This window comes from Burkholderia sp. AU39826, assembly GCF_020419965.1.
In the GTDB taxonomy this organism is placed as follows: domain Bacteria; phylum Pseudomonadota; class Gammaproteobacteria; order Burkholderiales; family Burkholderiaceae; genus Burkholderia; species Burkholderia semiarida.
In genome coordinates this window covers 1-25,139 of the sequence record NZ_JAIZQG010000016.1, presented here as the reverse complement: position 1 = coordinate 25,139, position 25,139 = coordinate 1, and the positions used below count along the sequence as shown (strand labels likewise).

The 25,139-nt window shown below is 61.6% G+C and carries 24 protein-coding genes and 3 pseudogenes; 12 read left to right on the top strand and 15 right to left on the bottom strand.

Annotated elements, in window-relative coordinates:
• Positions 1 to 3: 3 nt before the first annotated feature.
• The 10 genes from fliS to LGM42_RS23605 form a co-directional block, all read right to left on the bottom strand.
• On the bottom strand, positions 4 to 390 hold the full coding sequence (gene fliS, locus LGM42_RS23650) for a flagellar export chaperone FliS (protein WP_413227426.1): 387 nt from the start codon (positions 388 to 390) through the stop codon (positions 4 to 6).
• Entirely contained in the window at positions 390 to 1,727 is a 1,338-nt protein-coding gene (gene fliD, locus LGM42_RS23645) for a flagellar filament capping protein FliD (RefSeq protein ID WP_226233313.1), read from the bottom strand. The genes fliS and fliD overlap by 1 nt, the downstream gene beginning before the upstream one ends.
• A 39-nt stretch (positions 1,728 to 1,766) precedes the next feature.
• Positions 1,767 to 2,231: a hypothetical protein gene (locus tag LGM42_RS23640; protein ID WP_050017757.1), complete on the bottom strand. Its 465-nt coding sequence runs from the start codon at positions 2,229 to 2,231 to the stop codon at positions 1,767 to 1,769.
• Positions 2,228 to 3,535, bottom strand: coding sequence for a FliI/YscN family ATPase (locus LGM42_RS23635; protein ID WP_226233312.1), 1,308 nt, complete (start codon positions 3,533 to 3,535; stop codon positions 2,228 to 2,230). Before LGM42_RS23635 ends, LGM42_RS23640 begins: the two co-directional genes overlap by 4 nt.
• Entirely contained in the window at positions 3,532 to 4,209 is a 678-nt protein-coding gene (locus LGM42_RS23630; RefSeq protein ID WP_050017759.1) for a FliH/SctL family protein, read from the bottom strand. The genes LGM42_RS23635 and LGM42_RS23630 overlap by 4 nt, the downstream gene beginning before the upstream one ends.
• On the bottom strand, positions 4,206 to 5,258 hold the full coding sequence (locus LGM42_RS23625; protein WP_226233311.1) for a flagellar motor switch protein FliG: 1,053 nt from the start codon (positions 5,256 to 5,258) through the stop codon (positions 4,206 to 4,208). The genes LGM42_RS23630 and LGM42_RS23625 overlap by 4 nt, the downstream gene beginning before the upstream one ends.
• A complete protein-coding gene (fliF, locus tag LGM42_RS23620) occupies positions 5,242 to 6,888 on the bottom strand; it encodes a flagellar basal-body MS-ring/collar protein FliF (protein ID WP_226233310.1) in 1,647 nt (548 codons plus the stop codon). Before fliF ends, LGM42_RS23625 begins: the two co-directional genes overlap by 17 nt.
• Complete coding sequence (fliE, locus tag LGM42_RS23615) at positions 6,888 to 7,208, bottom strand: flagellar hook-basal body complex protein FliE (protein ID WP_226233309.1); 321 nt, start codon at positions 7,206 to 7,208, stop codon at positions 6,888 to 6,890. The genes fliF and fliE overlap by 1 nt, the downstream gene beginning before the upstream one ends.
• A 213-nt stretch (positions 7,209 to 7,421) precedes the next feature.
• A complete protein-coding gene (locus tag LGM42_RS23610) occupies positions 7,422 to 9,821 on the bottom strand; it encodes an ATP-binding protein (RefSeq protein ID WP_050017762.1) in 2,400 nt (799 codons plus the stop codon).
• A 22-nt stretch (positions 9,822 to 9,843) separates the two neighbouring features.
• A complete protein-coding gene (locus LGM42_RS23605; RefSeq protein WP_050017775.1) occupies positions 9,844 to 10,587 on the bottom strand; it encodes a response regulator transcription factor in 744 nt (247 codons plus the stop codon).
• An 840-nt stretch (positions 10,588 to 11,427) separates the two neighbouring features.
• Between LGM42_RS23605 and LGM42_RS23600 the strand changes: the two genes are divergently transcribed.
• The 10 genes from LGM42_RS23600 to LGM42_RS23555 all read left to right on the top strand — a co-directional run bounded on the left by LGM42_RS23600 (position 11,428) and on the right by LGM42_RS23555 (position 19,755).
• The gene (locus tag LGM42_RS23600; RefSeq protein WP_060312362.1) at positions 11,428 to 12,336 is read left to right on the top strand and encodes a flagellin; all 909 of its coding nucleotides are present in this window, start codon (positions 11,428 to 11,430) and stop codon (positions 12,334 to 12,336) included.
• Between the two features lie 199 nt (positions 12,337 to 12,535).
• A complete protein-coding gene (locus tag LGM42_RS33260; RefSeq protein ID WP_226233308.1) occupies positions 12,536 to 13,330 on the top strand; it encodes a FliM/FliN family flagellar motor switch protein in 795 nt (264 codons plus the stop codon).
• Positions 13,331 to 13,338: 8 nt separating this feature from the next.
• Positions 13,339 to 13,680, top strand: a complete 342-nt coding sequence (fliN, locus tag LGM42_RS23590) for a flagellar motor switch protein FliN (protein ID WP_060312358.1) — start codon at positions 13,339 to 13,341, stop codon at positions 13,678 to 13,680.
• Positions 13,677 to 14,423, top strand: a complete 747-nt coding sequence (fliP, locus tag LGM42_RS23585; protein ID WP_060312356.1) for a flagellar type III secretion system pore protein FliP — start codon at positions 13,677 to 13,679, stop codon at positions 14,421 to 14,423. Before fliN ends, fliP begins: the two co-directional genes overlap by 4 nt.
• Positions 14,423 to 14,695, top strand: coding sequence for a flagellar biosynthesis protein FliQ (fliQ, locus tag LGM42_RS23580; RefSeq protein ID WP_060312354.1), 273 nt, complete (start codon positions 14,423 to 14,425; stop codon positions 14,693 to 14,695). The genes fliP and fliQ overlap by 1 nt, the downstream gene beginning before the upstream one ends.
• A 7-nt stretch (positions 14,696 to 14,702) precedes the next feature.
• Positions 14,703 to 15,500: a flagellar biosynthetic protein FliR gene (gene fliR / locus LGM42_RS23575; protein WP_060312353.1), complete on the top strand. Its 798-nt coding sequence runs from the start codon at positions 14,703 to 14,705 to the stop codon at positions 15,498 to 15,500.
• The gene (flhB, locus tag LGM42_RS23570) at positions 15,497 to 16,627 is read left to right on the top strand and encodes a flagellar type III secretion system protein FlhB (protein ID WP_226233307.1); all 1,131 of its coding nucleotides are present in this window, start codon (positions 15,497 to 15,499) and stop codon (positions 16,625 to 16,627) included. Before fliR ends, flhB begins: the two co-directional genes overlap by 4 nt.
• A gap of 5 nt (positions 16,628 to 16,632) precedes the next feature.
• Positions 16,633 to 18,723: a flagellar biosynthesis protein FlhA gene (locus LGM42_RS23565; protein WP_226233306.1), complete on the top strand. Its 2,091-nt coding sequence runs from the start codon at positions 16,633 to 16,635 to the stop codon at positions 18,721 to 18,723.
• A gap of 274 nt (positions 18,724 to 18,997) precedes the next feature.
• Positions 18,998 to 19,153 carry a DUF5993 family protein gene (locus LGM42_RS33380; RefSeq protein ID WP_226233305.1) on the top strand — a complete coding sequence of 52 codons (156 nt, stop codon included), beginning with the start codon at positions 18,998 to 19,000 and terminating at the stop codon, positions 19,151 to 19,153.
• A 53-nt stretch (positions 19,154 to 19,206) separates the two neighbouring features.
• A complete protein-coding gene (locus LGM42_RS23555) occupies positions 19,207 to 19,755 on the top strand; it encodes a disulfide bond formation protein B (RefSeq protein WP_226233304.1) in 549 nt (182 codons plus the stop codon).
• A 312-nt stretch (positions 19,756 to 20,067) separates the two neighbouring features.
• Here LGM42_RS23555 and LGM42_RS23550 read toward each other — a convergent pair.
• Positions 20,068 to 20,223 (bottom strand): annotated as a pseudogene (locus tag LGM42_RS23550) (IS3 family transposase); the annotation flags it as partial.
• 57 nt (positions 20,224 to 20,280) lie between these two features.
• Here LGM42_RS23550 and LGM42_RS23545 point away from each other — a divergent pair.
• Positions 20,281 to 20,439, top strand: a pseudogene (locus LGM42_RS23545) (IS30 family transposase); the annotation flags it as partial.
• A gap of 42 nt (positions 20,440 to 20,481) precedes the next feature.
• Here LGM42_RS23545 and LGM42_RS23540 read toward each other — a convergent pair.
• A pseudogene (locus tag LGM42_RS23540) lies at positions 20,482 to 20,652 on the bottom strand (IS3 family transposase); the annotation flags it as partial.
• A 695-nt stretch (positions 20,653 to 21,347) separates the two neighbouring features.
• On the opposite strand from LGM42_RS23540, the gene LGM42_RS23535 reads away from it, so the two are divergent.
• A complete protein-coding gene (locus LGM42_RS23535) occupies positions 21,348 to 21,578 on the top strand; it encodes a hypothetical protein (protein ID WP_226233303.1) in 231 nt (76 codons plus the stop codon).
• Positions 21,579 to 21,678: 100 nt separating this feature from the next.
• On the opposite strand, the gene LGM42_RS23530 is transcribed toward LGM42_RS23535, so the two are convergent.
• The 3 genes from LGM42_RS23530 to LGM42_RS23520 form a co-directional block, all read right to left on the bottom strand.
• The gene (locus tag LGM42_RS23530; RefSeq protein WP_226233302.1) at positions 21,679 to 22,533 is read right to left on the bottom strand and encodes a 3-hydroxybutyryl-CoA dehydrogenase; all 855 of its coding nucleotides are present in this window, start codon (positions 22,531 to 22,533) and stop codon (positions 21,679 to 21,681) included.
• 38 nt (positions 22,534 to 22,571) lie between these two features.
• Positions 22,572 to 23,765 carry a beta-ketothiolase BktB gene (bktB, locus tag LGM42_RS23525; protein ID WP_059578954.1) on the bottom strand — a complete coding sequence of 398 codons (1,194 nt, stop codon included), beginning with the start codon at positions 23,763 to 23,765 and terminating at the stop codon, positions 22,572 to 22,574.
• 49 nt (positions 23,766 to 23,814) lie between these two features.
• On the bottom strand, positions 23,815 to 25,139 hold a 1,325-nt coding region (locus LGM42_RS23520), incomplete at its 5' end, for an electron transfer flavoprotein-ubiquinone oxidoreductase (RefSeq protein WP_226233301.1).

Genomic DNA, 25,139 nt, shown 5'->3' with positions numbered 1-25,139 from the left:
CTATCATCCGAATCGTTGATCGACGCCTTCCCACGCCGCGCGCAGCGTGCGAATCAGCATCGAGACTTCATCGATGAGGACCGGATCCAGAGCGAGTCCGGCTTCATTCAGGCGTACCGTGCAGTACTCGTACAGCCGGGCAAGATTGACGACGACCTCGTTGCCGACGTCGAAATCGAGTGCACTGGTCAGACCATGCAGCATCCCGATGCACTTGTTCAGGCTGTTGCCCTTCTCTTCGTAGCGTCCAGCTTCGATATGGGCGCGCGCGCGCACCATCTCGTCGAGCAGGCCATCCATCAGCACAATCACCAACCGTACCGGCGACGCGCTTGCCGCCTGACTCGCCAGGTTCGTCGTCTGGTAATTTCCGTAACCATGTCCGGTCATCATTTCTTGTTTCCGCTAAGGAGGTCGTCGAGCAACTGCTTCGTGTATTCCATCCGCTTCTGCAGTTCCGCCACGCGCGTGAACTGGGTCAGATATCGGTCATAGACCTGACGGTATTGCACTTCGAGCGAACGCTCCTTTTTCTTTAACGATTGCTGAATAAGCTCGGCGGAATCCTGACGACGCTTGACCTGACCGTCGACGGAGGAGGTCCATGTCTTCAGGTAGGCGTCCATGCGCGCGACGATGCCCTTTTCAGGATCGGCAAACAAGGCGGCGAGACCATTTGGATTCTTGTCCAGCGAGGCTTTCATCTTGTCCGTATCGAGCGACAGCTTGCCGGTACGGTCCGCTGAGATGCCGTAGTCCAACATCCGCCTTTCGCCCACTGTGGCGCGCAACAGCGCGTTCATTCGCTGTTGGAGATTGCGCACACCGGCATCGCCGACGAACGGCCCTGCGTTGGATGGATTGTCAGGGTTGACCTTGGTCAGCTCGGCCAGCACGCCCATTGCTTTGTTATATGCATCGACAAACGCCTGCACGGCGTCGGCCGTGCCGCCGTGGTCAAGCTTGATATCGAGGAACAATGGCGCGTCGCTTTCGACCATCGACTGCGTGAACGTGACGGACACGCCCTGAATGCCGGTGAAAGTATTGCTGCCCTGCTTGATTTCGACGCCGCTCTCCCCGCCAAGCTTGAATATGGCGTCTCGTGCCACCGACAGTTCGTCCGGCGTACCCGACAGGGCAGCAGACAGCACTGTATCGCCGATGCCGCTGGCGTCGAGCGAAATGGCACCGGCCTCGCCGGTCTCGCCCGAGGTCAGCACGAGACGCTGCTCGCCTTCGATCGTGACGATCGATGCAGATACCTTGCCGTTGTTGCCGGCGGCCTGGTTGATCGCGCGAGCCAGTTCGGCCGGCGACACGTTGCCGCTCGCGTCGGCGTTGGCTGCCGATAGGTCTACCTTGAACGATTCTCCGTTCGCGAGTGCGATCCCGAGTGTGCCCGCGTCCTTGGCACCGTATGACGAGAGGCCCTTGAAGGCCACCTGATGCGTCGACGCGAGTTGCTTGACGAAGAACGTGTAACGACCAGGCTGCGCATTGGCCGCCGCGGTGGCTTCGCCCAGCGCCGGGTTCGACAGTGCGGCCTTTTGTTTGACGATGCCGCCCACACCGGACGAGCCCTTCAACGCGCTCTGAAACGAACTCAACGCGCCTTGTAACCGGGTGAGCCCGGCCTGGGCGATCGCGTTGCCCGCTTGCTGGGTTTTCAGGCGCTGAACAGCATTCAGCATGTACTTTTCGGTAAGCGCCTTGGCGCTTGCCACTGGGTCTCCAATACTACCGAACATGGCGTCCTCGCTTGATCAGAATGGGTTGGATATCGAACGTTGCTGCGACAGCCGCCTGCGCAGCCATGCCTGGGAAGCCTGTTGGTCTTCGAGTTTGCGATCGCGTGCGCGCTTCTCGAGTTCGAGCGCGCCAAGCTTCCTGCTGCGAACCCGATCGATCTGCTCGTACCGCAGGCGTGCGCGGCACAAATCCGCGCGCAGGCCCGCGACCAATGCCTCGTGCTTTGCCAATTGATGCTGGTGCAGATGAATCAGATTGGCGAGCGCGGAGCGATAGCGCGCGCCGTTCATTGCGTGCTCGGGATGTACGTGCGTACCGGTGTCGACGCTTTGCATCAGCAAAGTCATTTGCGAAATATGATGGCGATAGCGAGCGCCTTCCGCGTCGCGCGCGGCGACATCGATTTCCAGCCGATCCACTTCCTTCGCGCGCATCGCGACGAGTTGCGTGAGTCCCGCAACGACATGTCGGGCGTTCATGCGGCAATCTCCGCCAGAATATCCAGCGTCGCCTGGCGCGGCGCGACCTCGTCCTGTGCCTGACACAGGAAGGCTTCGATCCGGTCGTGCATCTTCACCGCGTGATCGGTAACGAGATCCGCGCCGGCCACGTAGCCGCCCAGCGGGATCAGATCGCGAACATTGGCGTAGCGCGACATCATTTGCTTCATCTTGCGTACCGCGTCGATCTGCTCGCGCGGCGCCACGAGTGACATGCAGCGGCTGACCGAGCGCAGCACGTCGATCGCCGGGTAATGCCCCTGGGAGGCGAGATCGCGCGACAGCATGATGTGGCCATCGAGAATCGCACGCGCCGTGTCGACCACCGGGTCCTGTTCGTCGTCGCCTTCAGCCAACACGGTGTAGATGGCACTCATGCTGCCAACACCTTCGCCGTTGCCCGCGCGCTCCACCAGGCGTGGCAACATGCCGAACACCGAGGGCGGATAGCCGCGCGTGGCCGGCGGCTCGCCCAGCGCCAGCGCGATTTCCCGCTGCGCCATCGCGTAACGGGTGAGGGAATCGATCATCAGCAGCACATCGTTGCCGGCATCGCGAAAGTGTGTGGCAATGGCGTGGCACAGCTCGGTCGCCATCAAACGCATCAGCGGGGATTCATCCGCCGGCGCGACCACGACGATGGCTTTGGACAAGCCTTCGGGGCCAAGCGAGTGCTCGATAAACTCTCGCACCTCGCGGCCACGCTCGCCGATCATGCCAACCACCACCACATCGGCCGCGGCCTGGCGCGCGATCATGCCGAGTAGCACGCTCTTGCCAACGCCACTGCCCGCAAAAAGGCCAACGCGCTGCCCGCGGCCCAACGTCAGCATGCCGTCGATCGCGCGCACGCCTACGTCCATCACACCCTCCACCGGCTGCTTGCGCAGCGGGTTCACGCGCGGGGGAGCCAGATCGAGTACGGCGTCGCCGATGAGCGGACCACGGTCGTCGATCGGTTCACCGAGACCATCGACGATACGGCCACGCCATGCCGGGCCGATCGACAGCGTGCGCGCACCTTCATCGCCAAACACGCGCGCGCCCGCGGCCAAACCCTCTGCGGGCCTGAAGGGCATCAAATACGACACGCCTTCCCGAAAGCCGACCACGCGTGCATCGAGCCAGTCGTTCGATGCGGTTTCGATCCGTGCGAGCTGACCGGTTTCGAATGCATAGCCGGTCACTTCAAGCAGGAGGCCCGAGACGGCGGACAAGCGTCCTACCGGCCTTGCGACGGGCACATCGCCAAGGTCGAGCTTGCCGAGTACGGAATGGTTCATGCCGGCACTCCGTCCGCCTCCTCGGCATGGGCATGCGCGAGCTGCGAGGTAATCCGTTCGATGCAGGCGACAAGGCGCTGACCACAGCCCGCGTCCATTTCGATGTCATCGGCCCGCACGCGGCATTCGCCAGGCTCGAGACGGTCGTCCGGCACCAGTTGCCAGCCCTGCACTCGATCGGGTGCCGCTTCGGCCAGGCGCGCGTAATCGGCCGGGTTCAGCCGCACGCTGACGGATTCGGGCGGTTTGGTCAGCGTGCCGACGGCTTCATCCACAAACGCGAGAATCCGCTCGGGACGGGTTTCAAGCTCCGCACGCACGACCTGTCGGGCAACGTCGCCAACGAGCTCAGCCACTTCGCTGCGCACCTTGGCTCGATAAGCTTGCTGCACGCACTGGAAGCCACGAACCAGCGCGTCGACCGGTGCTACCAGCGCATCGAACCTGGAACGCACGTCGCGGCGTGCGCCTTCGGCGCCGACTCGTTCGCCGGCGACAAAGCCCTCCTCGTAACCCGCTTGCCGAGCTTCTTCAAGCAATTCCGCGGCCGGAGGGACATGCAGTTGCTCGGAGATCAGATCCACCTCGTCGGGCGCCGTGAATCCGCCAGGCTGCTCGCTTGCCGCGCGAATGCGCGCCAGCGAGGGAAATGCATAGCGTCGGTACGTCCTCATCGAAGTGCTTCCTCCGCCACGAGCCGAAGTTCGATGTCGCCGTCGTCGGCCAGTCTTCGTATGATGTCCATGATTTCGCGGCGCGCCGACTCGACTTTGCTGGGGAGTACGGGCTCCGCCCGGCGCAACATCTCCTCGAAGGCCTGCACCGCGCGCCGCGGCATCGAGCGCAACAATGCGTCGCGCACGGCTGGGTCGGCGCCCTTAAGCGCCACGCCCCACAGCGCCGTGTCGACATGTTCGAGAATGACGGAGATCACCTCATCATCCTGGTTCGCGATCACCGCGAAATCGTAGATGAGCTCTTCCACCGCCGCGACCAACTCCGGATCCCGAGCACGCAGAATTTCCACCATGTGGGTGCGGTCGCCCGGCATACGGTTGATGATGTCGGCGGCCTGCCGCACACCTTCGACGGCCGTGCTTTGTGTGCCAAGGTTGGCGATGCAACAGTCGACCACGTCTTCCAGGTCCCGCAGCAGGTCATGATCGATCTCGGTCAGACGCGCGATATCGAGCAGCACCTGCTCGCGCCGCGCTTCGGGCAGCGCCTGAATCACGCGGCTCGCCTGCTCCGGCGGCAAGAAGACGAGGAACATGGCTTGCATGCGCACGTGCTCGTCGCGCAGGCGATCGGCAAGCCATTGCGGCTGCGCCCACTGCAGGCGCGCCATTTTCGGGCCGATCGCGTCACCGTAAATCTTGTTGAGCACGCTGTTGGCCACCACACCGCCGAGCGCCATCTCCAGCGAGCGTTGCAAGAACGAGCGCGAAGCACCCCGTACGCCGCTCTGCTCGCGAAAATTCGTGAAGAAGTGCTCGATGGTGTTCTGCACAGCCTCTACCTTGACGCCCTGCATGCGTGACATGGCGAGTGTCACGTCCAGCAACTCCTCGCGCGAAAGGCATCGCAGCACGCCCGCCGCAGCTTCCTCACCGATGCTGAGCAGGATGATGGCAGCACGCTCCACCGCGGCAAGATTCCGGGTTGGCAGGCCTGCCGTTACGGCGGTGTCCACGGTCGCAGGTACGTCAGTTGGTGTGTTCATCGTCTCGAATCCAGGGTTTGATGACTTCGGCAACGCGTTCAGGGTCCTGAGCGGCCAGATGCTTCAGGTGTGCGATCAGCACGTCCGCGCCGGAGCCAATCGGCGGGAGATTCGCGTCGGCCAGCAGCAGCGGCTGCGTGTCGGCTTCGGCGGCTGCCGCAAGCGCGGGGGTTTCCGGACCGCCGGATACGGCGTTGGCGCCCTGCGACTGCGGATCGCGCCCGCCGTTGGCCCAAATGCGGAGCACCTTAAGCAGCGGGCGGAAGATGAATACGAACCCGAGTAGCGCACCCAATGCCCACGCTGCCCAAGTACCGATCGTCACGATGTTGTCGGGCTGTTTCCACCACGGCTGCGATACGGTCACCGGCGTGCCGCGGAAGTCCAGCGACGACACCGTCAGTGCATCTGCACGGTCGGCATCGATGCCCAACCCGTTGCGCAGGATCGTGTCCACCTGCGCAAGTTGCGCTGGCGCCCAAGCCTTTCCACCGCCGGGCGCGGCGGCGTTGTTCAGAACCACCGCCACGTTCAGGCGCTTCACGCGCACGGGACTGCGCTTGATCTGTACGACATTGCGGTCGTAAGCGTATTGGCGTGTCTGCGCGTTCTTGGCCGAGTGCGGCGCTTCGGGCATGCTGGCGGCCGACGGCGGTGCCGGCCGGTTCGACAACGAACCCGGTACACCCAACGCTGCCTGACCGATGTCCTTCTCGTCGCGAATCGCTTCCTGTGTAATCTTCGGGGCCTCGCCGTATTGCTCGCGGGTCTCTTCCACGCGATCGTGGTCCAGCTCGACGGCAACACTCGCGCGAAAGTTGCCGTCACCCAACGCAGGCGTGAGCAACTCGCGAATATTGCGCAATACCTGTTCACGCATTTGCGCGCCCCACTCGCTGTCGAGCGTGGAATTTCCCAGTGCCGGATCGATCTGCGCGGACAGGTGATTGCCAGCCTGGTCTATCACCGTCACGCGGGCCGGGTCGAGGTTCGCCACGCTGCCCGCTACCAGCGCGACGATCGCGGCAATCTGCTCCTTGCTCAGCTTGCGATTGGGCTTGAGCGTGAGCACCACCGACGCCGAACTCTTGTCGCCATCGGCCAGAATGAACGACGCCGATTTGGCGATCGACAGATGCACACGAGCCGACGACACCGGCTCGAGCGCCATCACGCTCTGCGTCAGTTCGCCTTCGAGGCCACGCCGAAACCGGACGTCCTGCACGAACTGACTGACGCCCAGCGGATCGCTCTTGTCCACCTGCTCCAGCCCCTCCGGCAATTTGGCTACCACGCCCTTGGCGGCCAGCATCATGCGCGCGGCGCCGAGCTTCTGCTCTGGCACCAGCACCTGGCCACTGTCCGGGTGGATACGGTACGGAATGCCTTCGGCGTCCAGCGCGGCCATCATGTCGGCGGCGACCACGGCTTCCTGGGAGCCAAAAAGCGGCTTGTAGCGCGAGTCCTGACGATGCATCAGCATCATGGTCAGCGCGGACAGGCTAATCGCCAGGATGACGATGGGCGCCAGTCTGGACAGCGCCGCGGGGGACGGCAATCGGAAATGGCCGCGAGGCGCGAAGCGCGCAATCTGAGCCTTGACTTGAGCAAGCACGTTTGCGGTCCTCATCAAACCTGCATCTTGATGATGTCGTCAAAAGCACTCATGACCTTGTTACGCACCTGGACCATTGTGGAGAACGACAGGCTTGCCTGCTGGCTGGCAAGCATGGCGCCTACGAGGTCATCGCTGGCGCCGGTTTCCACGGCGGTGACGAGATCGTCGGCACGATGTTGTTGCGCATCCGTGCCACGCACGGCCTGCTTGAGTAAATCGGCGAAGCCTCCCGCGATGTCGGCGGAGGCGGCTTCGGTTTTCGGGTCATCGTTTTTTTGGATGACGGATTGGCGAATCGAATCGAGCATCGCGCTCGAGAGGTCGACAGTCATGGCGGCTCCAGATTGGCTATGGCACGGATTCTGGGACGTCATCCGTCGTAGAACGAGAATGTTCAACGAAACATTGATTGGCCCGCTAACGGCGGCCTGTCACTGCTGCTCGTGCTCAGTCGGGCAGAGAACGACCATACGGCAAATGAGCCGGTAAAAAATGGAGGAGCATGGTTCGGGGCGGCCCCGCGCCCGAGCGCCCCTGGCGTCGCGCTACATCGCGAACCGGCAGCCACGCGCGGGCGCGGCAGTCATCGCCACCGTCGCAGGTCGGGTTACGCCGACCGTTTCCAGCGATCCAACACCTCGCGCCTTCGACGAGACGCGTGGCAGGATCAGCTCGAACACGGTGCCGCTCCCTGGCGCACTGTGCACGGCAACCGTGCCGCCGTGTCTTTCGATCACGGCCTTGACGAAAGGCAACCCCAATCCGACGCTGGCGCTGCCATCGGCCTTGCGCTCGGCCTGGAAGAACGGCTCGAACAGGCGACGGACCGTGTCGTCGGTCATGCCGACGCCGCTGTCAGCCACCGTCAGTACCAGTGCGCCGTCGCCAGCCGAGCCGATGGTGAGCGACACTACGGCACCAGGCGGCGAATACTTGATCGCGTTGTCCAGCACGTTGACGACCGCACGCATGAGCATGTCTCCATTTCCGCTGACGAGGGTGTCTTCGACCAGGAATGCCGGTTCGCGCAACACGACGCCCTTTTGCTCGGCGGCGAGCCAGTTCTGGTCGATCGCCTCTTCGGCCACCTCGCTCAACGCCACCGGTTCGAATTCGGTCCGATCGAGTCGCTCGGCACGGCTCAACTGCATGAAGTCCTTCGCAATACGTAACGAGTATGAAGCCTGCTGCCGTAGATCGCTCAGGAAGGCGCGATCCGACTCCCCGTCCGGATTGCCGCCAACGGACGCGCCCCGGCGATCGATCAACGACAGGATGGCCGTCAGTGGGCTGCGCAGATCATGGGCGATATGACGCAACATCCACTTGTCGTGCGAGACAAATCCCTTCAGATCGCAAAGGTCGATCAGGCAAACCAGGTGGGACATCTGCGTGTCGCCGTCGGAAGAAGTATCCCCGCTCAGCCCACTCGACAGCCGTTCGCACATCAGCATGTAGGTGCGACCGCCCCATTCGATTTCACGACTGGCGTCTCCGCCCTTGCATACGCTCTCGGCCACGAGCCGCTCGACTTGCATGAATGGCAATCGAGCGTCGGTCAGCTCACCTGCGGAGTCCTCGCGCATTAAAGTGGCAGCCTTCGCGTTCCACACGGCAACGTGGCCGCCCATCGTGAGAAAGACTGGATACGGAAACCGGTTGACCATGTCGACGTAGAGCTTTTGCCAGCCGCGTACCTGCAGCAATGCTGCCTTGATGCCGACCAGTTCGTCGGACCGCCCGGACGGTGCAGCGACCGCGGCAGCACCCTCTCGCGGATGGATCGCGGCGGCGATCGCTCCCCATTCGCGCAATTCGCCTCGCAACATCGAGAGCATGCGAGCATGTCGCTCCCACGCAAAAAAGCCGTAGATCAGCAGGCAAACAACCGGAAGCAGCCCCAGCGGCAACCAGATATGGAATACCAGCATTCCCAGTGGAACGGCGAAGATCAGCGCGCCCCAGCCGAGCGCCGCCAGATGCACCGCCCGACCGGGAACAAACACGCAGATCAGCACGACGCCGAACGCGAGGATCAGATAGATCGACACCCCGACGGCGGCGGGCGCTTCGCGCGCGAGATTGCCTGAGGCCACGGCGTCGGCGATGAGCGCGTCGAGTTGTGAGCGCGTAACCTCGTGCGAGTTGAGCGACGAGATCTGGAACATCCCTCCGGCGCCCCACGCGTGACTACCGACGAATACCACCTTCCCATCGAACGCATCCGCAGGTACGCGTTGCTGCAGCACATCAATATCCGAATACTGCGTGAGGTGCATCGATGCCGGCAGCATTGTCATCACCGCCGGCGTGCGTGCGGCCCCGATCGACTGCGCGTATGGCCTGACGAAATCGACGACCGGCAACGGCGGCTCGATGCCCGCCACACGCAGCGCATCGAGTGCAACGTGTGCATAACGGACGCCCGCGGACAGACGGTAAGGTACGAAACCACTCACCACACCGTAGTGGCCCATCGTAACGATGCGCTGGCTGCGCGCGGCAGCAAGCGAACTGAGTGCCGGCGGCAGCAGGCTTGAACAGCCTCCTGCGTGCCCGGCGAGGCCTGGCTCGACCAACACGGTATGCGAACATGATCGCATGCCGGCGCGCAGACTCGAATAATCGAACCCGGGCCACAGCGGCAAATCGAGCGTGACGCTGCGCGCCTTCCCAAGGGCGCCGAGCAATTGCGCCAAATACGCGTCCATGCCATGCGGGTCCAGTTGCGCGATCACCCCTTCGTCGATGTTGACCACCACCACCTGTCGCGTCGACCGATGCGCAACCACCTGCGCCATCATATCGAACAGCACGCGATCAAGCGCGCCCGACACCACGCCGCTGCCGGGGCTACCGCTCAACGCAGCCAGCGCCAGCATCGCAAGGACCACAATGCCTCGCAAGGGGCCGATCGTCATCAAGCGGGAAATGAGTGCACGCATAGAGCCACCAGCTTGCCGCAGCTCAATCCCGGTCGTTGTCGGCACCATCCGCCAACCGCTCGAGGCGATACCCGTAGCGATACACGCTCGAAATTCTGAGCCCGTTCGGACGCAGGCGAAGGCCGTTTCGCACCCGCGTGATATAGGTCGCCAACGTGCCGACATTCGACGAATCCGCTGCACCCCAAACTTGCTTGAGCAGCACATCGCGACTCACCACGCGTCCGGCGTGCGCGAACAGATACAGCGCAATGGAAAATTCACGCTCAGGCAGCGAGACTTGCTCGCCGTCGGGCAACGTCGCCGTGCGCGTGGCCTCGTCCAGGATGAAGCCGGAAAATCTGATTTGCTGATTGCGCTGGACCCCCGGGTACCATTTGCGCAACTGGGCGATAACGCGCGCAATCAACATTCGCTCGCTGATAGGCTTGACCAGATAGTCATCCGCCCCGCAGCTCAACCCGTGCAGGATGTCGCGCTCGTCGTCATGCTGAGTGAGCAACACGATGGGAATCAGATAGTCGACCCGCTTGCGCATGTCTATCAGCACGTCGATGCCGGTCATGCCGGGCACATCCCAATCGAGTAGAAGCATATCGACCTTCTCTTGGCCGATGCGGTCGATAAAGCGACTGCCGTCGTGCTCGACAATAGCGTCGTAGCCCGCGGCCTCGAGCCAGTGCCGAACGGTTCTCGCATGTGCGACGTTGTCTTCCAGGAGCGCAATGCGCGGCTTTTTTGCATCGGCGGGTGTGACTGTCGACATGATTGCGAGACTGATGAGGATTTTGGGAGGCACCCACTGACTTATCCCGTCAATACGCGATCGACCGGAATTCGTGGAGCCCACGGTTAAGCAGCGGAGTTCCCTCCGCAAGGATAGACAGAATGCACATACGAATTGCGGCGTCCTTGATGCGAAAAAATATCGCGACGCCGCAAACATTTCGGCGGAGCCGAAATCGCTCGGCACTGCGTCAGTAGCCCGCAGATGCACAGGGTGCGAGAAAGGCCCTGAGATTGAAGATCAGGCGTCAGTCAAACCGAACTCGTACGTTTCTCAACACGCGTCATGCGCAACGCTCGTCACTGCCGGCGAATCGCCAGCAACCTAACGGACGGGCAACCCAAGTTCGAACCGGCGTTAAGAGAAATGCCAAGCCTGAAGTTTGCACGGCGAGACCTGAATCTCAAACAGCTCCGTTTGGACCTGCGATACAGATCCCAATGTAGAGCTAAAGTGTGAGCGAAATCCGCCGTGCCCAATATCAGACAACTCTTATTTTCCGGAGTCGCCCCATTACACGGGCTGGATCAATAGCATGTCGCCACGCGCGGAAACGCCAGCACAGCAGTATTCACTGGCGCTATTGCAGCGACTCATAGCGCCACCGCTCGGCACCGCTCAAATGGCAAGCCTTCCTCCGCCAGCGGAGAAGCAATCTCGACGTTCGCACGTCCGCCGCGCCGCATCTCCCGCTTGGCCGACTCGATTCGATTTAACGTCTGTGGATCGCCTGCCGTCTTGAACAGGCGTCGCCTCCTGACAAGTGGGCAGCGACAAACAAATACCCCAAACCTAGTCTAGATTTAAGGATTACATACCATGCTGAGCCTGCACACCAACGCCGCCGCCATGAACATCAAGAAGGCCATCGGCAGCACCAGCGGCAGCCTGAACACCACGATGACCCGCCTGGGCACCGGCTTGCGCATCAACTCCGCCAAGGACGACGCTGCCGGCCTGCAGATCGCCGTGCGCCTGCAAGCGCAAACCCGCGGCATGGGCATGGCCATGCAGAACACGCAAAATGCGTCGTCGCTGCTCCAAACCGCGGACGGCGCGATGAAGGAAGTCACCAACATTCTGTACCGCATGAAGGATCTGGCCACGCAGGCCGCTGACGGATCGTCCTCGGCAAACGAAAAGTCTGCCATGCAGGCCGAGTACGATGCGCTGGGCAAGGAACTGTCGAACATCATGAAGAACACGTCGTACGGCGGCGCCAAGCTGATGCAGAAGGAAGTCAAAAATGCAGACGACACGGTAGCGAGCGAAGGCGGTCGCCTGACCAAGGAAATCACCTTCCAGATCGGCGCCACCAAGGACGAAACGATGACCGTCGATTTCTCCAAGCACGTCACAAACGCGGACACCAAGTTCGAGGGCCTGTCGGCAACTTACAAGGGCCCGGAAGCAGGCAAGCCTGAAGTGGCCGGCGAGGAGCTGACTAAAAGCGCCAACGCGACGATCGATCTGATCAACAACGTACTTGACGACGTGGGCGCGCTGCGCTCGGCCATCGGTGCGGCAGAAAACCGCCTCGAGCACACCCACAACAACCTGGCCAACATGTCGACGAACACGGCTGACGCCGAAGGCCGCATCATGGACGCCGACATGGCATCGGAATCCGCCAAGATGAGCTCGCAGCAAGTGCTGCTGCAAGCCAGCATGTCCATGCTCAAGCAAACCAGCAGCATGAACCAGATGGTCTTGTCGCTGCTCCAGTAAGCATTGCCTCGCGATTCACTGGAGTCCAAAACCGGCCCGCCACGAGCGGGTCGTTTTTTTTGGGGTGTTCAAACTCTGTTCAACATTCTCCGCTCCATGCAGCACGCTGCCGACAATGGCGCCCACTCTTCTTCAAAACGACCCCTTGACCGTGTCAGCATCTCCCTCCCACTCCCGCAGCAGCCGAGCCGCATCTCCGGTGGTGCTTGATCCGTGCACGCTGGGGCGTCCATACCATTTGCTCGAGGATGTGCTGCAAGATATCAAGCGCAGAATCGACCAGTCCCTTCATGAACGGTTCAATCTGCGCCGTGGCACGCGCTTCGTCGTCACCGAGCTCTCTGTAGCCGCGATGCGGTCGCGCAATGCGGCCGTCTGGCGCACCTATGCATGCAACCATGGACAGATTTCAGTGCGCTGCGACCGCACGCTACTGCTGGCGCTGCTGGCCTGTCATTACGGCACTTCGCTGGACGAAGCCGTGCCGAGCGCCCCAGCGCCCGTGCCGGAAACCGGGGCGGAACAGCGTTTCGCGGCACAACAACACACCGCGCTGCTAGCCGCGTTTGCTTCGGCGATGCTCGGCGACCAGGCAGAGCCCTTTTTTCCAAGTGGGGACGTCCTGCCCGGCCCGGGAGTCCGCGTCCTGCGCATGACCATCTCGGACCCCTTACGCAGCGTCGGTGGCGACGTCGAATTCGCATTGGACGACAGGTGGGTCGACCACTTGTTTGCACGCCTCGATGCTCAGCACCTGCGTCCTGCACCCGATAGTGCTCCTGCCAACGTGTGCATCCCCGTCACGATGTCGGTGCACGTGCTGTCCAAGGACATGCGCCTCGACGAACTGCTTCGCATGAGGCCAGGCGACGTCCTGCCCGTTCGCTTGCCCGATACCGTCGACGTGCTCGTCGACAACGTCCGCCTCTACCGCGCGGCCTTGGCCGAACACCAAGGCGCGCTGTGGATTACTTCTTTCGAACCCGTGGAGTAACCCCCAACATGACCTCGACCACCGACCTCGATCTCTCCGCGTTGGGCGATCTGGATCTGGGCGACGATCCCCGATCCATCGCCGAACCTGCTTCGCCGCGCGACTCGATGCGTATGCTGCGCCGCATTCCCGTGCGCTTGACGCTGGAGGTGGGGGAGGCCACCGTACCGCTAGCCGATCTGCTGTCGTACGAAACCGGCTCCACGGTGGAGCTCAATCGCCTTGCCGGCGAACCCCTCATCATCAAGGTAAATGGTACGCCGGTGGGCTTTGGCGAAGTCGTCGTCTCGGGAGAACACTACGGGCTACGCATCATCGAACTCGACGACCTCAACTCGCTGGCGACATGAAGAATCGCGACCTCCTGCCCCACCTGGGTCTGGCGTTAGCCGTTCTCGCAGTGCCGGCACTCGTGCAAGCCGACACGCTGACGCTCGCATCCGATGCCGTCGGCGGCCAAGGCTTCACGGTCAAAACTCAGATCCTCGTTCTGATGACGCTGCTCGGGCTACTGCCCGCGCTGCTGATGACGATGACGAGCTTCCTGCGCTATGTGATCGTGCTGTCGCTGATCAAGCAGGCGCTAGGCCTGCAGCAAGGATTGCCGGGGCGCATCGTGACGGGTGTCGCGCTGGTGCTCACCATGCTTACGATGCGCCCGGTCGGCGAGGAAATCTGGCAAAAGGCCTTCGTGCCATACGACCAGGGCAAGATCAGCATGCAGGCCGCGCTCGCGACATCGGAACAACCGCTGGGGCGCTATATGCTTGCGCAGACGAACAAGGCCACGCTCGCGCAGATGGCCAAACTCTCCGGCACCGAAAAAATCACGGACCCGGAGCAGCAGCCATTCCTGGTTAAATTGTCGGCGTTCGTGCTGAGCGAACTGAAGACTGCGTTCCAGATGGGCGCCATGCTGTTCATCCCGTTCCTGATCGTCGACATCATTGTCGCGTCCGTGCTGATGGCAATGGGCATGATGATGCTGTCGCCACTCGTCATCTCGCTGCCGCTGAAGCTGCTCTTGTTCGTACTGGTGGACGGATGGTCACTTACCGTCAACACCCTCATTACCAGCGTGAAGGCCCACTGATGCTGACTCCCGATCTGGCTGCCAGCTTCGCCGTCGACGCGTTGCGCCTGGTGCTCGTCATCATCCTCGTGCTGATTACACCAGGCCTGATCACGGGTGTGCTGGTGGCCATATTCCAGGCCGCGACGCAAATCAACGAGCAGACGATGAGCTTTCTTCCACGCCTGATCACGACGCTGATCGCACTCGCGCTGGCTGGCCCGTGGATGACCGGCCGCGTCATGCATTACACGGTTGAGATCTTCAGCCGCGCCGCGCAACTGACCGGGTGACTCGGCAATGGAAATTGTCCTTGCCCAGCTCCTGCCGCTCGCGAACACGATCTTCTGGCCTTTCTGCCGAATCGCTGCCGCGCTGGCCGCGTCGCCGATCCTGGGTGACGCGATGGTCCCTGTGCGCATTCGCCTGCTGATCGCCCTCATCCTCGCATTGGCCATACAGCCCGGTATTCCGGCGATGCCCGTGATCGACCTGCTGCAGCTCGAAGGTGTAGCTGCCGTGGCCGAACAGGTCCTGATAGGCGGCCTGCTCGGCTTCGTGTTCCATCTCGTGCTGGGCGCGCTGCAGATTTTCGGTACCGTCGCGTCGTCGCAATTGGGCCTGTCCATGGCGCAGATCAACGACCCGATGAATGGTCAGATGGCCGATGTACTCACCAGCGTCATGTACGTGGTGTTCATCCTGCTGTTCTTCGCCGTTGACGGCCACCTGATCCTGACGGCTGTCATCGCGCGCAGCTTTGCAGTCTGGCCGGTCGGTCGTTTTGCCTTCGACCTCGACGCGCTCAAGCATCTCGCATTCGCAGTAGGCTGGGTGTTCTCCGCCGCCGTGGCGCTGGCGCTTCCGGTGATGTTCGCTACGCTGGTCGTACAAGTCGGCCTGGGCCTCCTCAACCGCGTAGCACCCGCACTGAATCTTTTCGCGTTGGGCTTTTCGATCACGACCATGTTCGGGCTGTTACTGCTGACGCTGCTATTGCCGTCACTGCCGGATCACTACGGTCGCATGGTGGAGCACGTTCTGGAACTCTACGATCGCCTCGCGACGCGGCCCATCGGCAACGGGGGAATGCAATGAGCGAGCAACAAACCGGCGACAAGACCGAAAAGGCCACCCCGCAGAAACTGCGCAAAGCCAGAATGGAAGGCCAAGTTGCACGTTCGCGAGATATCGGTACGTGTGTGGGAATTCTGATTGCTCTCAAGCTCATCGTCGTACTAACCCCGGCGTGGCTGATCGAACTCAAGCACATTTTCGCGCTGTCGTTTGCAGACCTTTCCGGCGACGACAGGATCGGCAATGCGGCGTCGATGCTATTTCCCGCAGCGGTGCTGCTACTGTGCAAGATGCTTGCCCCGCTGGCCGCGGTGCCCGCCGGCATCATAGTCGCGTCGTTGGTACCGGGCGGCTGGACCCTAAGCCACAAGAACGTCATGCCGAAGCTGAACCGCTTGAACCCGCTTTCCGGGCTCAAGCGCCTGGTGTCCGGCAAGCATTACGTGCAGTTCGGCACGACCGTGCTCAAGGCCCTCGTATTGATGGCCACGCTCTTCATCGTCTGCCGCTCCAACTTGAGCGACTTCATCCGCCTGCAAGGCGCGCCGATGGCGGATGCACTGACCGGCGGGTCAAACCTGTTCCTATCCTCCGCGCTCACGCTGACATGCATCATCATCGTGTTCGCACTAGTCGACATACCGGTGCAACAAATCATCTTCAAGCGCGGCCAGCGCATGAGCAAGCGTGACATCAAAGAGGAGATGAAGCAGTCCGAAGGAAAGCCCGAAGTCAAGAGCCGCATCCGCCAAATCCAGCGCCAGCTCGCGCGCCAGGGGATCCGAAAGACCGTGCCAACCGCCGATGTGGTGGTAATGAACCCGACCCACTATGCAGTCGCACTCAAGTACGACGTAACGCGTGCACAAGCGCCGTACGTGGTAGCCAAGGGGGTCGATGAGGTCGCGCTGTACATTCGCGACGTCGCCCGAGGACACCACGTCGAGGTGCTCGAATTGCCGCCGCTTGCCCGTGCGATCTACCACACCAGCCAAGTCAATCAGCAAATTCCGGCAGAGCTGTATCGCGCGGTAGCGCAGGTGTTGTCCTACGTTCTACAGATCAAGGCATTCCGCAGCGGTGAACGCGACGTCTCACCATCGCTGCCCACTGGCATCACCATTCCCGAACACTTGAAAAAGTCCTAACCCAGATGAACGCGATCGACCTACTCAAGCGCCTGAAGTTCGCAGCGCCTCTCGCCCTGTTCACCATCTTGGCGATGGTAATCCTGCCGCTTCCGCCAGCAGCACTGGACATCATGTTCACGTTCAACATCGTGCTGTCCATCGTGGTGGTCATGGTGGCGGTGACGGTTAAGCGACCGCTGGACTTCTCGGCCTTCCCGACCATTATCCTGGCTGCCACGCTGATGCGACTGACATTGAACGTCGCTTCCACACGCGTCGTTTTGCTCAATGGCTACACGGGCCCAAGCGCAGCCGGCCAAGTGATCGAATCGTTCGCCAATGTAGTGATCGGCAGCAACTTCGTGGTCGGCCTGGTCGTCTTCGTGATCCTGATGATCATCAACTTCGTCGTGGTCACCAAGGGCGCGGAGCGCATCTCGGAAGTATCGGCGCGTTTCACGCTCGATGCGCTCCCCGGCAAGCAGATGGCCATCGACGCCGATCTGAACGCCGGTGTCATCACACAGACACAGGCTCAGCAACGCCGCAAAGATGTCACGACCGAAGCCGACTTTTACGGCGCCATGGATGGCGCATCGAAGTTCGTGCGCGGCGACGCCATCGCCGGCATTCTGATTCTCATCACCAACATGATCGGTGGCGTGATCATCGGCGTAATCATGCACGGCTTGCCTGCAAGCGAGGCATTCCACAAGTATGCGCTGCTGGCCATCGGGGACGGCTTGGTCGCGCAAATACCCGCCCTGCTGCTGTCCGCCGCCGCCGCGGTGATTGTCACGCGCATCGACGATGCACGCGACTTCGAGGAACAGGTCGGCCAGCAGTTGCTGGCTTCGCCGTTGGTGCTGTTCAGCGCCGCTGCGCTGATGGCCGCGCTGGGCCTGATCCCGGGCATGCCGACATTGGTGTTTCTGTGCTTTGCAGCAGTACTCGGTTACGTCGGCTATCGGATGACGCAGCGTACTCCGCCCTCCGCAGCGGCCGAGGCGGAAGAAACCGCCCGCGTCATTCAAGCCACGCTAGCCGCGCCTGGCAACGAATCGTTCGACTGGAGCAGCCTGCCGTATGTGGACGCGCTTTCGGTATCTCTCGGCTACAAGCTGGTGGAGATGTTGGACCGCACTCAAGGCGCGCCGTTGATGGGCCGCCTGCACGGCACGCGACAAACCCTATCCGAACAGCTCGGCTTCCTGCTACCGCCCATCGGCGCGCGCGACGACATGAGCCTGCCCCCCTCCAGTTACACCATCATGCTCAACGGCACCACACTGGCTCAGGCCCAAGTGCAACCGGGAAAGCTGATGGCCATTCCGTCACCTACCATCTACGGGGAATTGGATGGCATACCCGACATCGACCCTGCCTACGGCATGCCCGTCACGTGGATCGAGCCCGACCAAAAGGCCCATGCACTCGGCCTCGGCTACCAGGTTGTCGATTGCGCGACGGTAATCGCCACGCATGCGGCCAAGTTAATTCGCGAAACGATCCCGGACCTGTTCAGCTACGATCATGTGACCTCCATTATCGAACGCCTGACGGCCATTGCGCCCGCGCTGGCCGATGCGCTGGGGAAATGCCTCACGCACAGTCAGTTGCGCAAGGTGTTCCGTACGTTGTTGGCCGAGAACGTGTCGATCAAGGACATCGAAACCGTGTCCGCCACGCTGGTGGAAGCCGCGGAAACCACCAAGGATCCGCTGCTGCTCGTGGCCGAAGTCCGCTGCGCACTGCGTCGCCAGATCGTGGCCGGACTTGGCGCCCAGCACGAGGCGCTCAAGGGCTTCAGCCTGACGATGGAACTCGAGAACATTCTGCTGAATGCCCTAAGTCTCGCGGAGCAATCGGGCACGCGTGTGCCGCTGGACAACTTCCCGGTCGAACCGAACGTGCTCTCGCAGTTGCAGACCCATATGCCGGCGGTGGTCGAACAATTGAAACAAATGGGCTCCGCTCCGGTGCTGATCGTGGTGCCACGCATTCGCCCGATGCTCGCGCGGTACGCCAAACTGTTCTCACCGGACCTCACCGTGCTTTCATACAACGAAGTTCCAGACAACAAGGAAGTCCGCATTGTCGGCACGCTTGGATGAAGCCCTCGGGGAGAGCCCAGCTAAGGACCTGTGAAATCGCCAAATCGGCGATACAGCCGCTGATAGGAGGAATGGAAAACAACTTATGACGAGTTCCGATCATAACCGCATCCAAAGAGAACGGGGAGGACAAATGCGGCATCTGCCATGACCGCTAAGGCGACCTTTCCGGCTCTTCTATCCCAGCCTGTGACGGGCAATCGAGTTTCATTCGTTTGACCCAACCTCATCACGCAGTTCATGTTAACCACCACCTGAAGGACTCGAAATTTTCATGTTTCTTCCGTTCCTGTTGTCGCTAGCATCGTTTGTCTCAATGATATACGGCACACGTCCACGCACTACGACCTATTTGTTCGTCGTCGCGCTGATCTCGACACTTTTTACATTCGCTCATCACGCGACAGATTCGCTCAATTTATTCCTCTAAATGACATCGCGATAATGGAAATGAAGGCTCTACGAAACGATAGCAAAGAAAACGTGACGACGAAGAATACGCCAGATGTTCTTGCATTAATTGCGATTAGTGCAGCGCTGCTCATCGCATTCTATTATCAAATTGCATTCAATGAGTTACCCTGTCCACTTTGCTTACTGCAGCGCGTCGGATTGATCCTCACCGGGATCGGATTCGCAATGAACGTCAGATACGGTGTACGTGGCTCACATTATTGCTGCGTGCTCGTCAGCGCTGTCGCAACCGGCGTCATCGCAGGTCGTCAGGTACTGCTACACATCTCACCTGATTCAGGAGCGTATGGTTCAGCTCTGTTGGGCCTGCATTTCTACACATGGTGCTTTATCGTGTCGGTATTGATCATTTTGTATGTTTCCTTGCTGCTTGCTGTCCGCCGCACAAGCCATACTGTGCAACCCTCGTCGATGAATACCACCGGGCGAATCGCAATGACAGTCTTCGGGCTTACGATCATCGCCAATCTTGTATCGACGTTACTCGAATGCGGTGGCGGTCAGTGCGCGAGCGATCCCGTCGTGTACGAACTGCTCGAACATTTCCGAAATAATTGAGCATTCCGGTAAGCGGGCAGTGTTTCATGTGAAATAATGGTATTTTCGAAAATAAAGTCAATGGCGCGCGCGATACGCACGGACAAGCACCTGAGGAACTCCAGCACATCCATCAATTCGATCCCGCACATTTGAAATTGCAGCGAGTAACTTGCTCAAAGCAAATGAGGTTGTATCAGAATCGATGTCACATGCCTACCGTGTGGCGCAACACATGCGGAGTGTCAAGTCGTGGAATAGGTTGACAGTATCTCGACCCTAGAACGCCCGATGCACCGCATCGGGCGTTCTGTATTTCAGGCTGCAGGATCGTTAATGGTTGTAGATGCGCGCCAATTGCTCGACCATTTTGGCGGCTTGCGCCACGCCAGCGGGACGTCGCAAGAAGAACTCGCCTTAGAAGATGCCGTTGATCTGCTCGGCCAACGGGTTCTGATATCAGTCGTGTCCGTCCGTCATCGAACGGCGGATTAAACCGGTCGATGCAACACACTACACGCTGGGTAAGCAGTGGAGGTGTTGCTAATAAAACAGCGGCGCAGGATCTGCCACAGCGAGCCTCAAAAGGCATTGACGTGGGAGCGGTGGCGCAAAGGTGACACGCTACATCAGATTGCCCAACTGTTCGATCGCCACCGTTCCTCTATTCAGGGAATTCTTGTCAGGATTGGTGGAATACGGCCAAGGTTTCGGTAGATTCTGGTAATGCCGAACGTGATGGTGTCATTGCGTCGTCTTATGATACACCCGATGCGGCATGATTGGCATCCGCGCGGCGCGCTGCACATCGAACAATTCATCTCGTCCCTGCTTGATGCCTCGTTCGACGAACGCCGGTCCGAGCAAGCGATGCAATTTACGCTTCCCAAGCCGCAGCTGACGCAGTCGCACGTCGCGCGCATACCCGCCCAAGCTAGAATAACCATCAATAAACACACCGAACTCCATGCCGCATTTAAATCATCAAATGGCAACCTGAGAGAAAGACAGCTTCGATGGGCGCTTGAACAACTTGTTTTAAAGCACTCCGCCATAACAACAAGCAATCTTATCGTAAAGGCCAGCCTTTGGCGGACTCAGAAAATCACCGCGTTGGCCGACCAAATAGTCTCATAATTCAAAAAAACATATAAAGCCTCCTAGCAAACAAATTCTCAAAATTAAAATCTTCCAACATTAGCCAAACCCAGCACCAGAGCAAACTCCCAAACCAGCCTGGCTATTAGTAATTCACTAACAGCATCCCGCCAACCCAAATCGCCATCCACAACCGCATCGCATGCGACCTTGCCGCGCATATCGACGTACACAACATAACATTCCTCATATTAGAAATATCCACGAGTTTTTTTATCGCCATAATTTTCCGCAATTATATTTCTTTGTCTTCGATCGCCTTGGTCTTTATCTGACAAGTAATCTAGGCGTTCAAATTTCCCACAATAATTGTCATCCAAAGCGACGGACGCTACGACACGCGGCTGGCGGCAAGCGGCGGCAGCGCACCCGACTTCCGCTGCACGGCCGAAGCGTCGCACGACCGGACGCTGCCCGCCGCCTTCGCACCGTTCTTCGACGACTGGCGCGCGGCCGTGGCCGCGCTGTCGCTGCAGCACGCGGCCGTCGCCCACGTCGAGGACTGCGACCGCCTCGCGTATGCGTCGATCGACCTGCCAATCGACGTCGACGCGGTGCGGCCGCTGAAGACGGTCGGCCCCGTCGGCGGCGGCGACTTTCTCGCCCGCATCGGCGCGACCGGCGAACCGCTGTGCTTCGTCGTGCCCGACGTCGCATTTCGCGTCCTGTCCGAGCGGCTGCTGTAGCGCGACCTGTCGGTACACGACGCGTCATCACGCCGCGCGCGCCATACAAAGCACGCGGCCGCCCGAAGGCGGCCGCATGAAACACCATGGGACAACCGGCTTACTTGCCGTAGTCGTACACGCCGCGCCCGGTCTTCCTCCCGAGCCGCCCTGCCGACACCATCTCGCGCAGCAGCGGGCACGCGCGATACTTCGGATCGCCGAAGTCCTTCGCGAACACGTCCATCACCGCGAGGCACACGTCGAGGCCCACGAGGTCGGCCAGCGCGAGCGGCCCGATCGGGTGGTTCGCGCCGAGCTTCATCCCCGCGTCGATCTCCTCGGCCGACGCGATGCCTTCGGCCAGCACGAAGAACGCTTCGTTGATCATCGGCACCAGGATCCGGTTCACGACGAAGCCCGGCGAATTGCGCACGCCGATCGGCGACTTGTCGAAACGCTCGGTCAGCGCGCGCACGGCCGACGCGGTCGCGTCGCTCGTCTGCAGCCCGCGAATGATCTCGACGAGCGGCATCAGAGGCACCGGGTTGAAGAAATGCATGCCGAGGAAACGCGACGGATCGGCGAGCGGCGCCGCGAGCGCGGTGATCGAGATCGACGACGTGTTGGTCGCGATGATCGCGTCCGGGCGCGCGACGGCCTCGATCTGCTTCAGGATGCGGCCCTTCAGCTCGACGTTCTCGGTCGCGGCTTCGATCACGATGTCGACCGCGGCGAGCGTCGCGTAGTCGGTCGACGTCGCGATGCGGGCGAGCGCCGCGTCACGCGTGGCCGCGTCGAGCTTGTCCTTCGACACGAGCCGCTCGAGGCTGCCCTTCAGCGTCGCGAGGCCCTTGTCGAGCGCGGCGTCGCTGACGTCGATCATCACGACGTTCAGTCCTGCAACGGCGGCGGTTTGCGCAATGCCGTTACCCATGGTTCCGGCGCCCACGACGCCGACGGTTTCGATGGCCATGACGATTCCTGTGTATTCGGAGGCTGAGCGGTCGATTATCAGATGTTCTCGAAGATCGCCGCAATCCCCTGGCCGCCGCCGATACACATCGTCACGAGCGCGTAACGCCCGCCGATGCGCTTCAGTTCGTACAGCGCCTTCACCGTGATCAGCGCGCCGGTCGCGCCGATCGGGTGACCGAGCGAGATGCCCGAGCCGTTCGGGTTGACCTTGGCCGGATCGAGGCCGAGTTCCTGCGTGACCGCGCAAGCCTGTGCGGCGAACGCCTCGTTGGCTTCGATCACGTCGAGATCGCCGATCTTGAGGCCGGCGCGTTCGAGCGCCTTCTGCGTGGCCGGCACGGGGCCGATGCCCATGTACGCCGGATCGACGCCCGCGTGCGCATACGCGACGAGGCGGGCGAGCGGCTTCACGCCCTGCGCGCGCGCGGCGTCCGCGCTCATCATCAGTACGGCGGCGGCCGCATCGTTGATGCCCGACGCGTTGCCGGCCGTCACGGTGCCGTTCTCCTTCGCGAACACCGGCTTGAGCTTCGTGAAATCGTCGGCACTCGCGTCGTGACGCACGTGCTCGTCGGTGTCGAACGCGACCTCGCCCTTCTTCGTACGGATCGAGATCGGCAGGATCTGGTCCTTGAAGCGCCCTTCGGCGATCGCGCGCGCCGCGCGACGATGCGATTCGAGCGCCAGCGCGTCCTGCGCTTCACGCGAGATGTCGTATTTCCTCGCGACGTTCTCGGCCGTCACGCCCATGTGGATCGTCTGGAACGGATCGTGCAGCGCGCCGAGCATCATGTCGACGAGCTTCGCGTCGCCCATGCGCTGGCCGAAGCGCGCGGCCGGCACGGTGTACGGCGCGCGGCTCATGCTTTCCGAGCCGCCGCCGATCGCGACGTCGGCGTCGCCGAGCATGATCGTCTGCGCGGCCGACACGATCGCCTGCAGGCCGGAGCCGCACAGGCGGTTCACGGTCAGCGCCGGTGTGTGCTGCGCGACGCCACCGTTGATCGCCGCGACGCGCGCGAGATACATGTCCTTCGGCTCGGTGTTCACGACGTGACCGAATACGACGTGCCCGACCGCATCGCCGGGCACGTTCGCGCGCGACAGCACTTCGGCAACCACCTTCGCGCCGAGGTCGGTCGGCGAGAAATCCTTCAGGCTCCCGCCGAAATCGCCGATCGCGGTACGGACACCGCTCACCACCACGACTTCCTTCGCTGCATTGCTCATCGTCTCACTCCGGTTCGTTCGCGCCCGCGGGCGCGGGCATGCGTTTGCGTTACATGTTCGGGTAATTCGGCCCGCCGCCGCCTTCGGGCGTGACCCACACGATGTTCTGCGTCGGGTCCTTGATGTCGCAGGTCTTGCAGTGCACGCAGTTCTGCGCGTTGATCACGAGCCGATCGCCGCCGTCGTCGTTCTTCACGAACTCGTACACCGCCGCCGGGCAGAAACGCGCCTCCGGCCCCGCGTACGTGCGCAGGTTCACGTTCACCGGCACGCTCGCGTCCTTCAGCGTCAGGTGCGCCGGCTGGTTCTCCTCGTGGTTCGTGTTCGAGATGAACACCGACGAGAGGCGATCGAACGTCAGCTTGCCGTCCGGCTTCGGATAGTCGATCGGCTCGCACTGCGACGCCGGCTTCAGCATCTCGTGGTCCGCGTGCTGGTGATGCAGCGTCCACGGCACGTTGCCGCCCATCACCTTCTGCTCGATCCCGACCATCAGCGTGCCCAGATACAGGCCCTTGGCCATCCACTGCTTGAAGTTGCGCGCGCGGTACAGCTCCGTGTACAGCCACGATTGCTTGAACGCGTCCGGGTACGCGTTGAGCTCGTCCGACTGACGCCCGGCCTGCACCGCGTCGAATGCCGCATCGGCCGCCAGCATCCCGGTCTTGATCGCCGCATGGCTGCCCTTGATCCGCGATGCGTTCAGGAAGCCCGCGTCGTCGCCGATCAGCGCGCCGCCCGGGAACACCGTCTTCGGCAGCGACAGCAGGCCGCCGGCCGTGATCGCGCGCGCGCCGTACGACACGCGCTTGCCGCCTTCGAGGAATGCGCGGATCGACGGATGCGTCTTGTAGCGCTGGAATTCCTCGAACGGCGACAGGTACGGATTCGTGTAGCCGAGGCCCACCACGAAGCCGACCACGACCTGGTTGTTGTCCATGTGATACAGGAACGAGCCGCCGTACGTGTCCGACTTCAGCGGCCAGCCGGCCGTGTGGATCACGAGGCCCGGCTTGTGCTTGGCCGGATCGATTTCCCACAGTTCCTTGATGCCGATCCCGTACGCCTGCGGATCCGCGTTCGCGTCGAGCTTGAACTTCGCGATCAACTGGCGGCCGAGGTGGCCGCGGCAGCCTTCGGCGAACAGCGTGTACTTCGCGTGCAGCTCCATGCCGAGCTGGAAGTTCTCCGTCGGCTCGCCGTCCTTGCCCACGCCCATGTTGCCGGTGGCGACGCCTTTGACCGAGCCGTCGTCGTTGTACAGAATCTCCGCGGCGGGGAAGCCCGGGAAGATCTCGACGCCCAGCGCCTCGGCCTGCTGGCCGAGCCAGCGCGTGACGTTGCCCAGCGAGATCACGTAGTTGCCGTGATTCT

What these genes read in the sequence shown, in the direction of transcription:
- fliS (WP_413227426.1), bottom strand. Translation starts at nt 390, where the DNA reads ATGACCGGACATGGTTACGGAAATTACCAGACGACGAACCTGGCGAGT.
- LGM42_RS23640 (WP_050017757.1), bottom strand. Translation starts at nt 2,231, where the DNA reads ATGAACGCCCGACATGTCGTTGCGGGACTCACGCAACTCGTCGCGATG.
- LGM42_RS23635 (WP_226233312.1), bottom strand. Translation starts at nt 3,535, where the DNA reads ATGAACCATTCCGTACTCGGCAAGCTCGACCTTGGCGATGTGCCCGTC.
- LGM42_RS23630 (WP_050017759.1), bottom strand. Translation starts at nt 4,209, where the DNA reads ATGAGGACGTACCGACGCTATGCATTTCCCTCGCTGGCGCGCATTCGC.
- LGM42_RS23625 (WP_226233311.1), bottom strand. Translation starts at nt 5,258, where the DNA reads ATGAACACACCAACTGACGTACCTGCGACCGTGGACACCGCCGTAACG.
- fliF (WP_226233310.1), bottom strand. Translation starts at nt 6,888, where the DNA reads ATGAGGACCGCAAACGTGCTTGCTCAAGTCAAGGCTCAGATTGCGCGC.
- fliE (WP_226233309.1), bottom strand. Translation starts at nt 7,208, where the DNA reads ATGACTGTCGACCTCTCGAGCGCGATGCTCGATTCGATTCGCCAATCC.
- LGM42_RS23610 (WP_050017762.1), bottom strand. Translation starts at nt 9,821, where the DNA reads ATGCGTGCACTCATTTCCCGCTTGATGACGATCGGCCCCTTGCGAGGC.
- LGM42_RS23605 (WP_050017775.1), bottom strand. Translation starts at nt 10,587, where the DNA reads ATGTCGACAGTCACACCCGCCGATGCAAAAAAGCCGCGCATTGCGCTC.
- LGM42_RS23600 (WP_060312362.1), top strand. Translation starts at nt 11,428, where the DNA reads ATGCTGAGCCTGCACACCAACGCCGCCGCCATGAACATCAAGAAGGCC.
- fliN (WP_060312358.1), top strand. Translation starts at nt 13,339, where the DNA reads ATGACCTCGACCACCGACCTCGATCTCTCCGCGTTGGGCGATCTGGAT.
- fliP (WP_060312356.1), top strand. Translation starts at nt 13,677, where the DNA reads ATGAAGAATCGCGACCTCCTGCCCCACCTGGGTCTGGCGTTAGCCGTT.
- fliQ (WP_060312354.1), top strand. Translation starts at nt 14,423, where the DNA reads ATGCTGACTCCCGATCTGGCTGCCAGCTTCGCCGTCGACGCGTTGCGC.
- fliR (WP_060312353.1), top strand. Translation starts at nt 14,703, where the DNA reads ATGGAAATTGTCCTTGCCCAGCTCCTGCCGCTCGCGAACACGATCTTC.
- flhB (WP_226233307.1), top strand. Translation starts at nt 15,497, where the DNA reads ATGAGCGAGCAACAAACCGGCGACAAGACCGAAAAGGCCACCCCGCAG.
- LGM42_RS23565 (WP_226233306.1), top strand. Translation starts at nt 16,633, where the DNA reads ATGAACGCGATCGACCTACTCAAGCGCCTGAAGTTCGCAGCGCCTCTC.
- LGM42_RS33380 (WP_226233305.1), top strand. Translation starts at nt 18,998, where the DNA reads ATGTTTCTTCCGTTCCTGTTGTCGCTAGCATCGTTTGTCTCAATGATA.
- LGM42_RS23530 (WP_226233302.1), bottom strand. Translation starts at nt 22,533, where the DNA reads ATGGCCATCGAAACCGTCGGCGTCGTGGGCGCCGGAACCATGGGTAAC.
- bktB (WP_059578954.1), bottom strand. Translation starts at nt 23,765, where the DNA reads ATGAGCAATGCAGCGAAGGAAGTCGTGGTGGTGAGCGGTGTCCGTACC.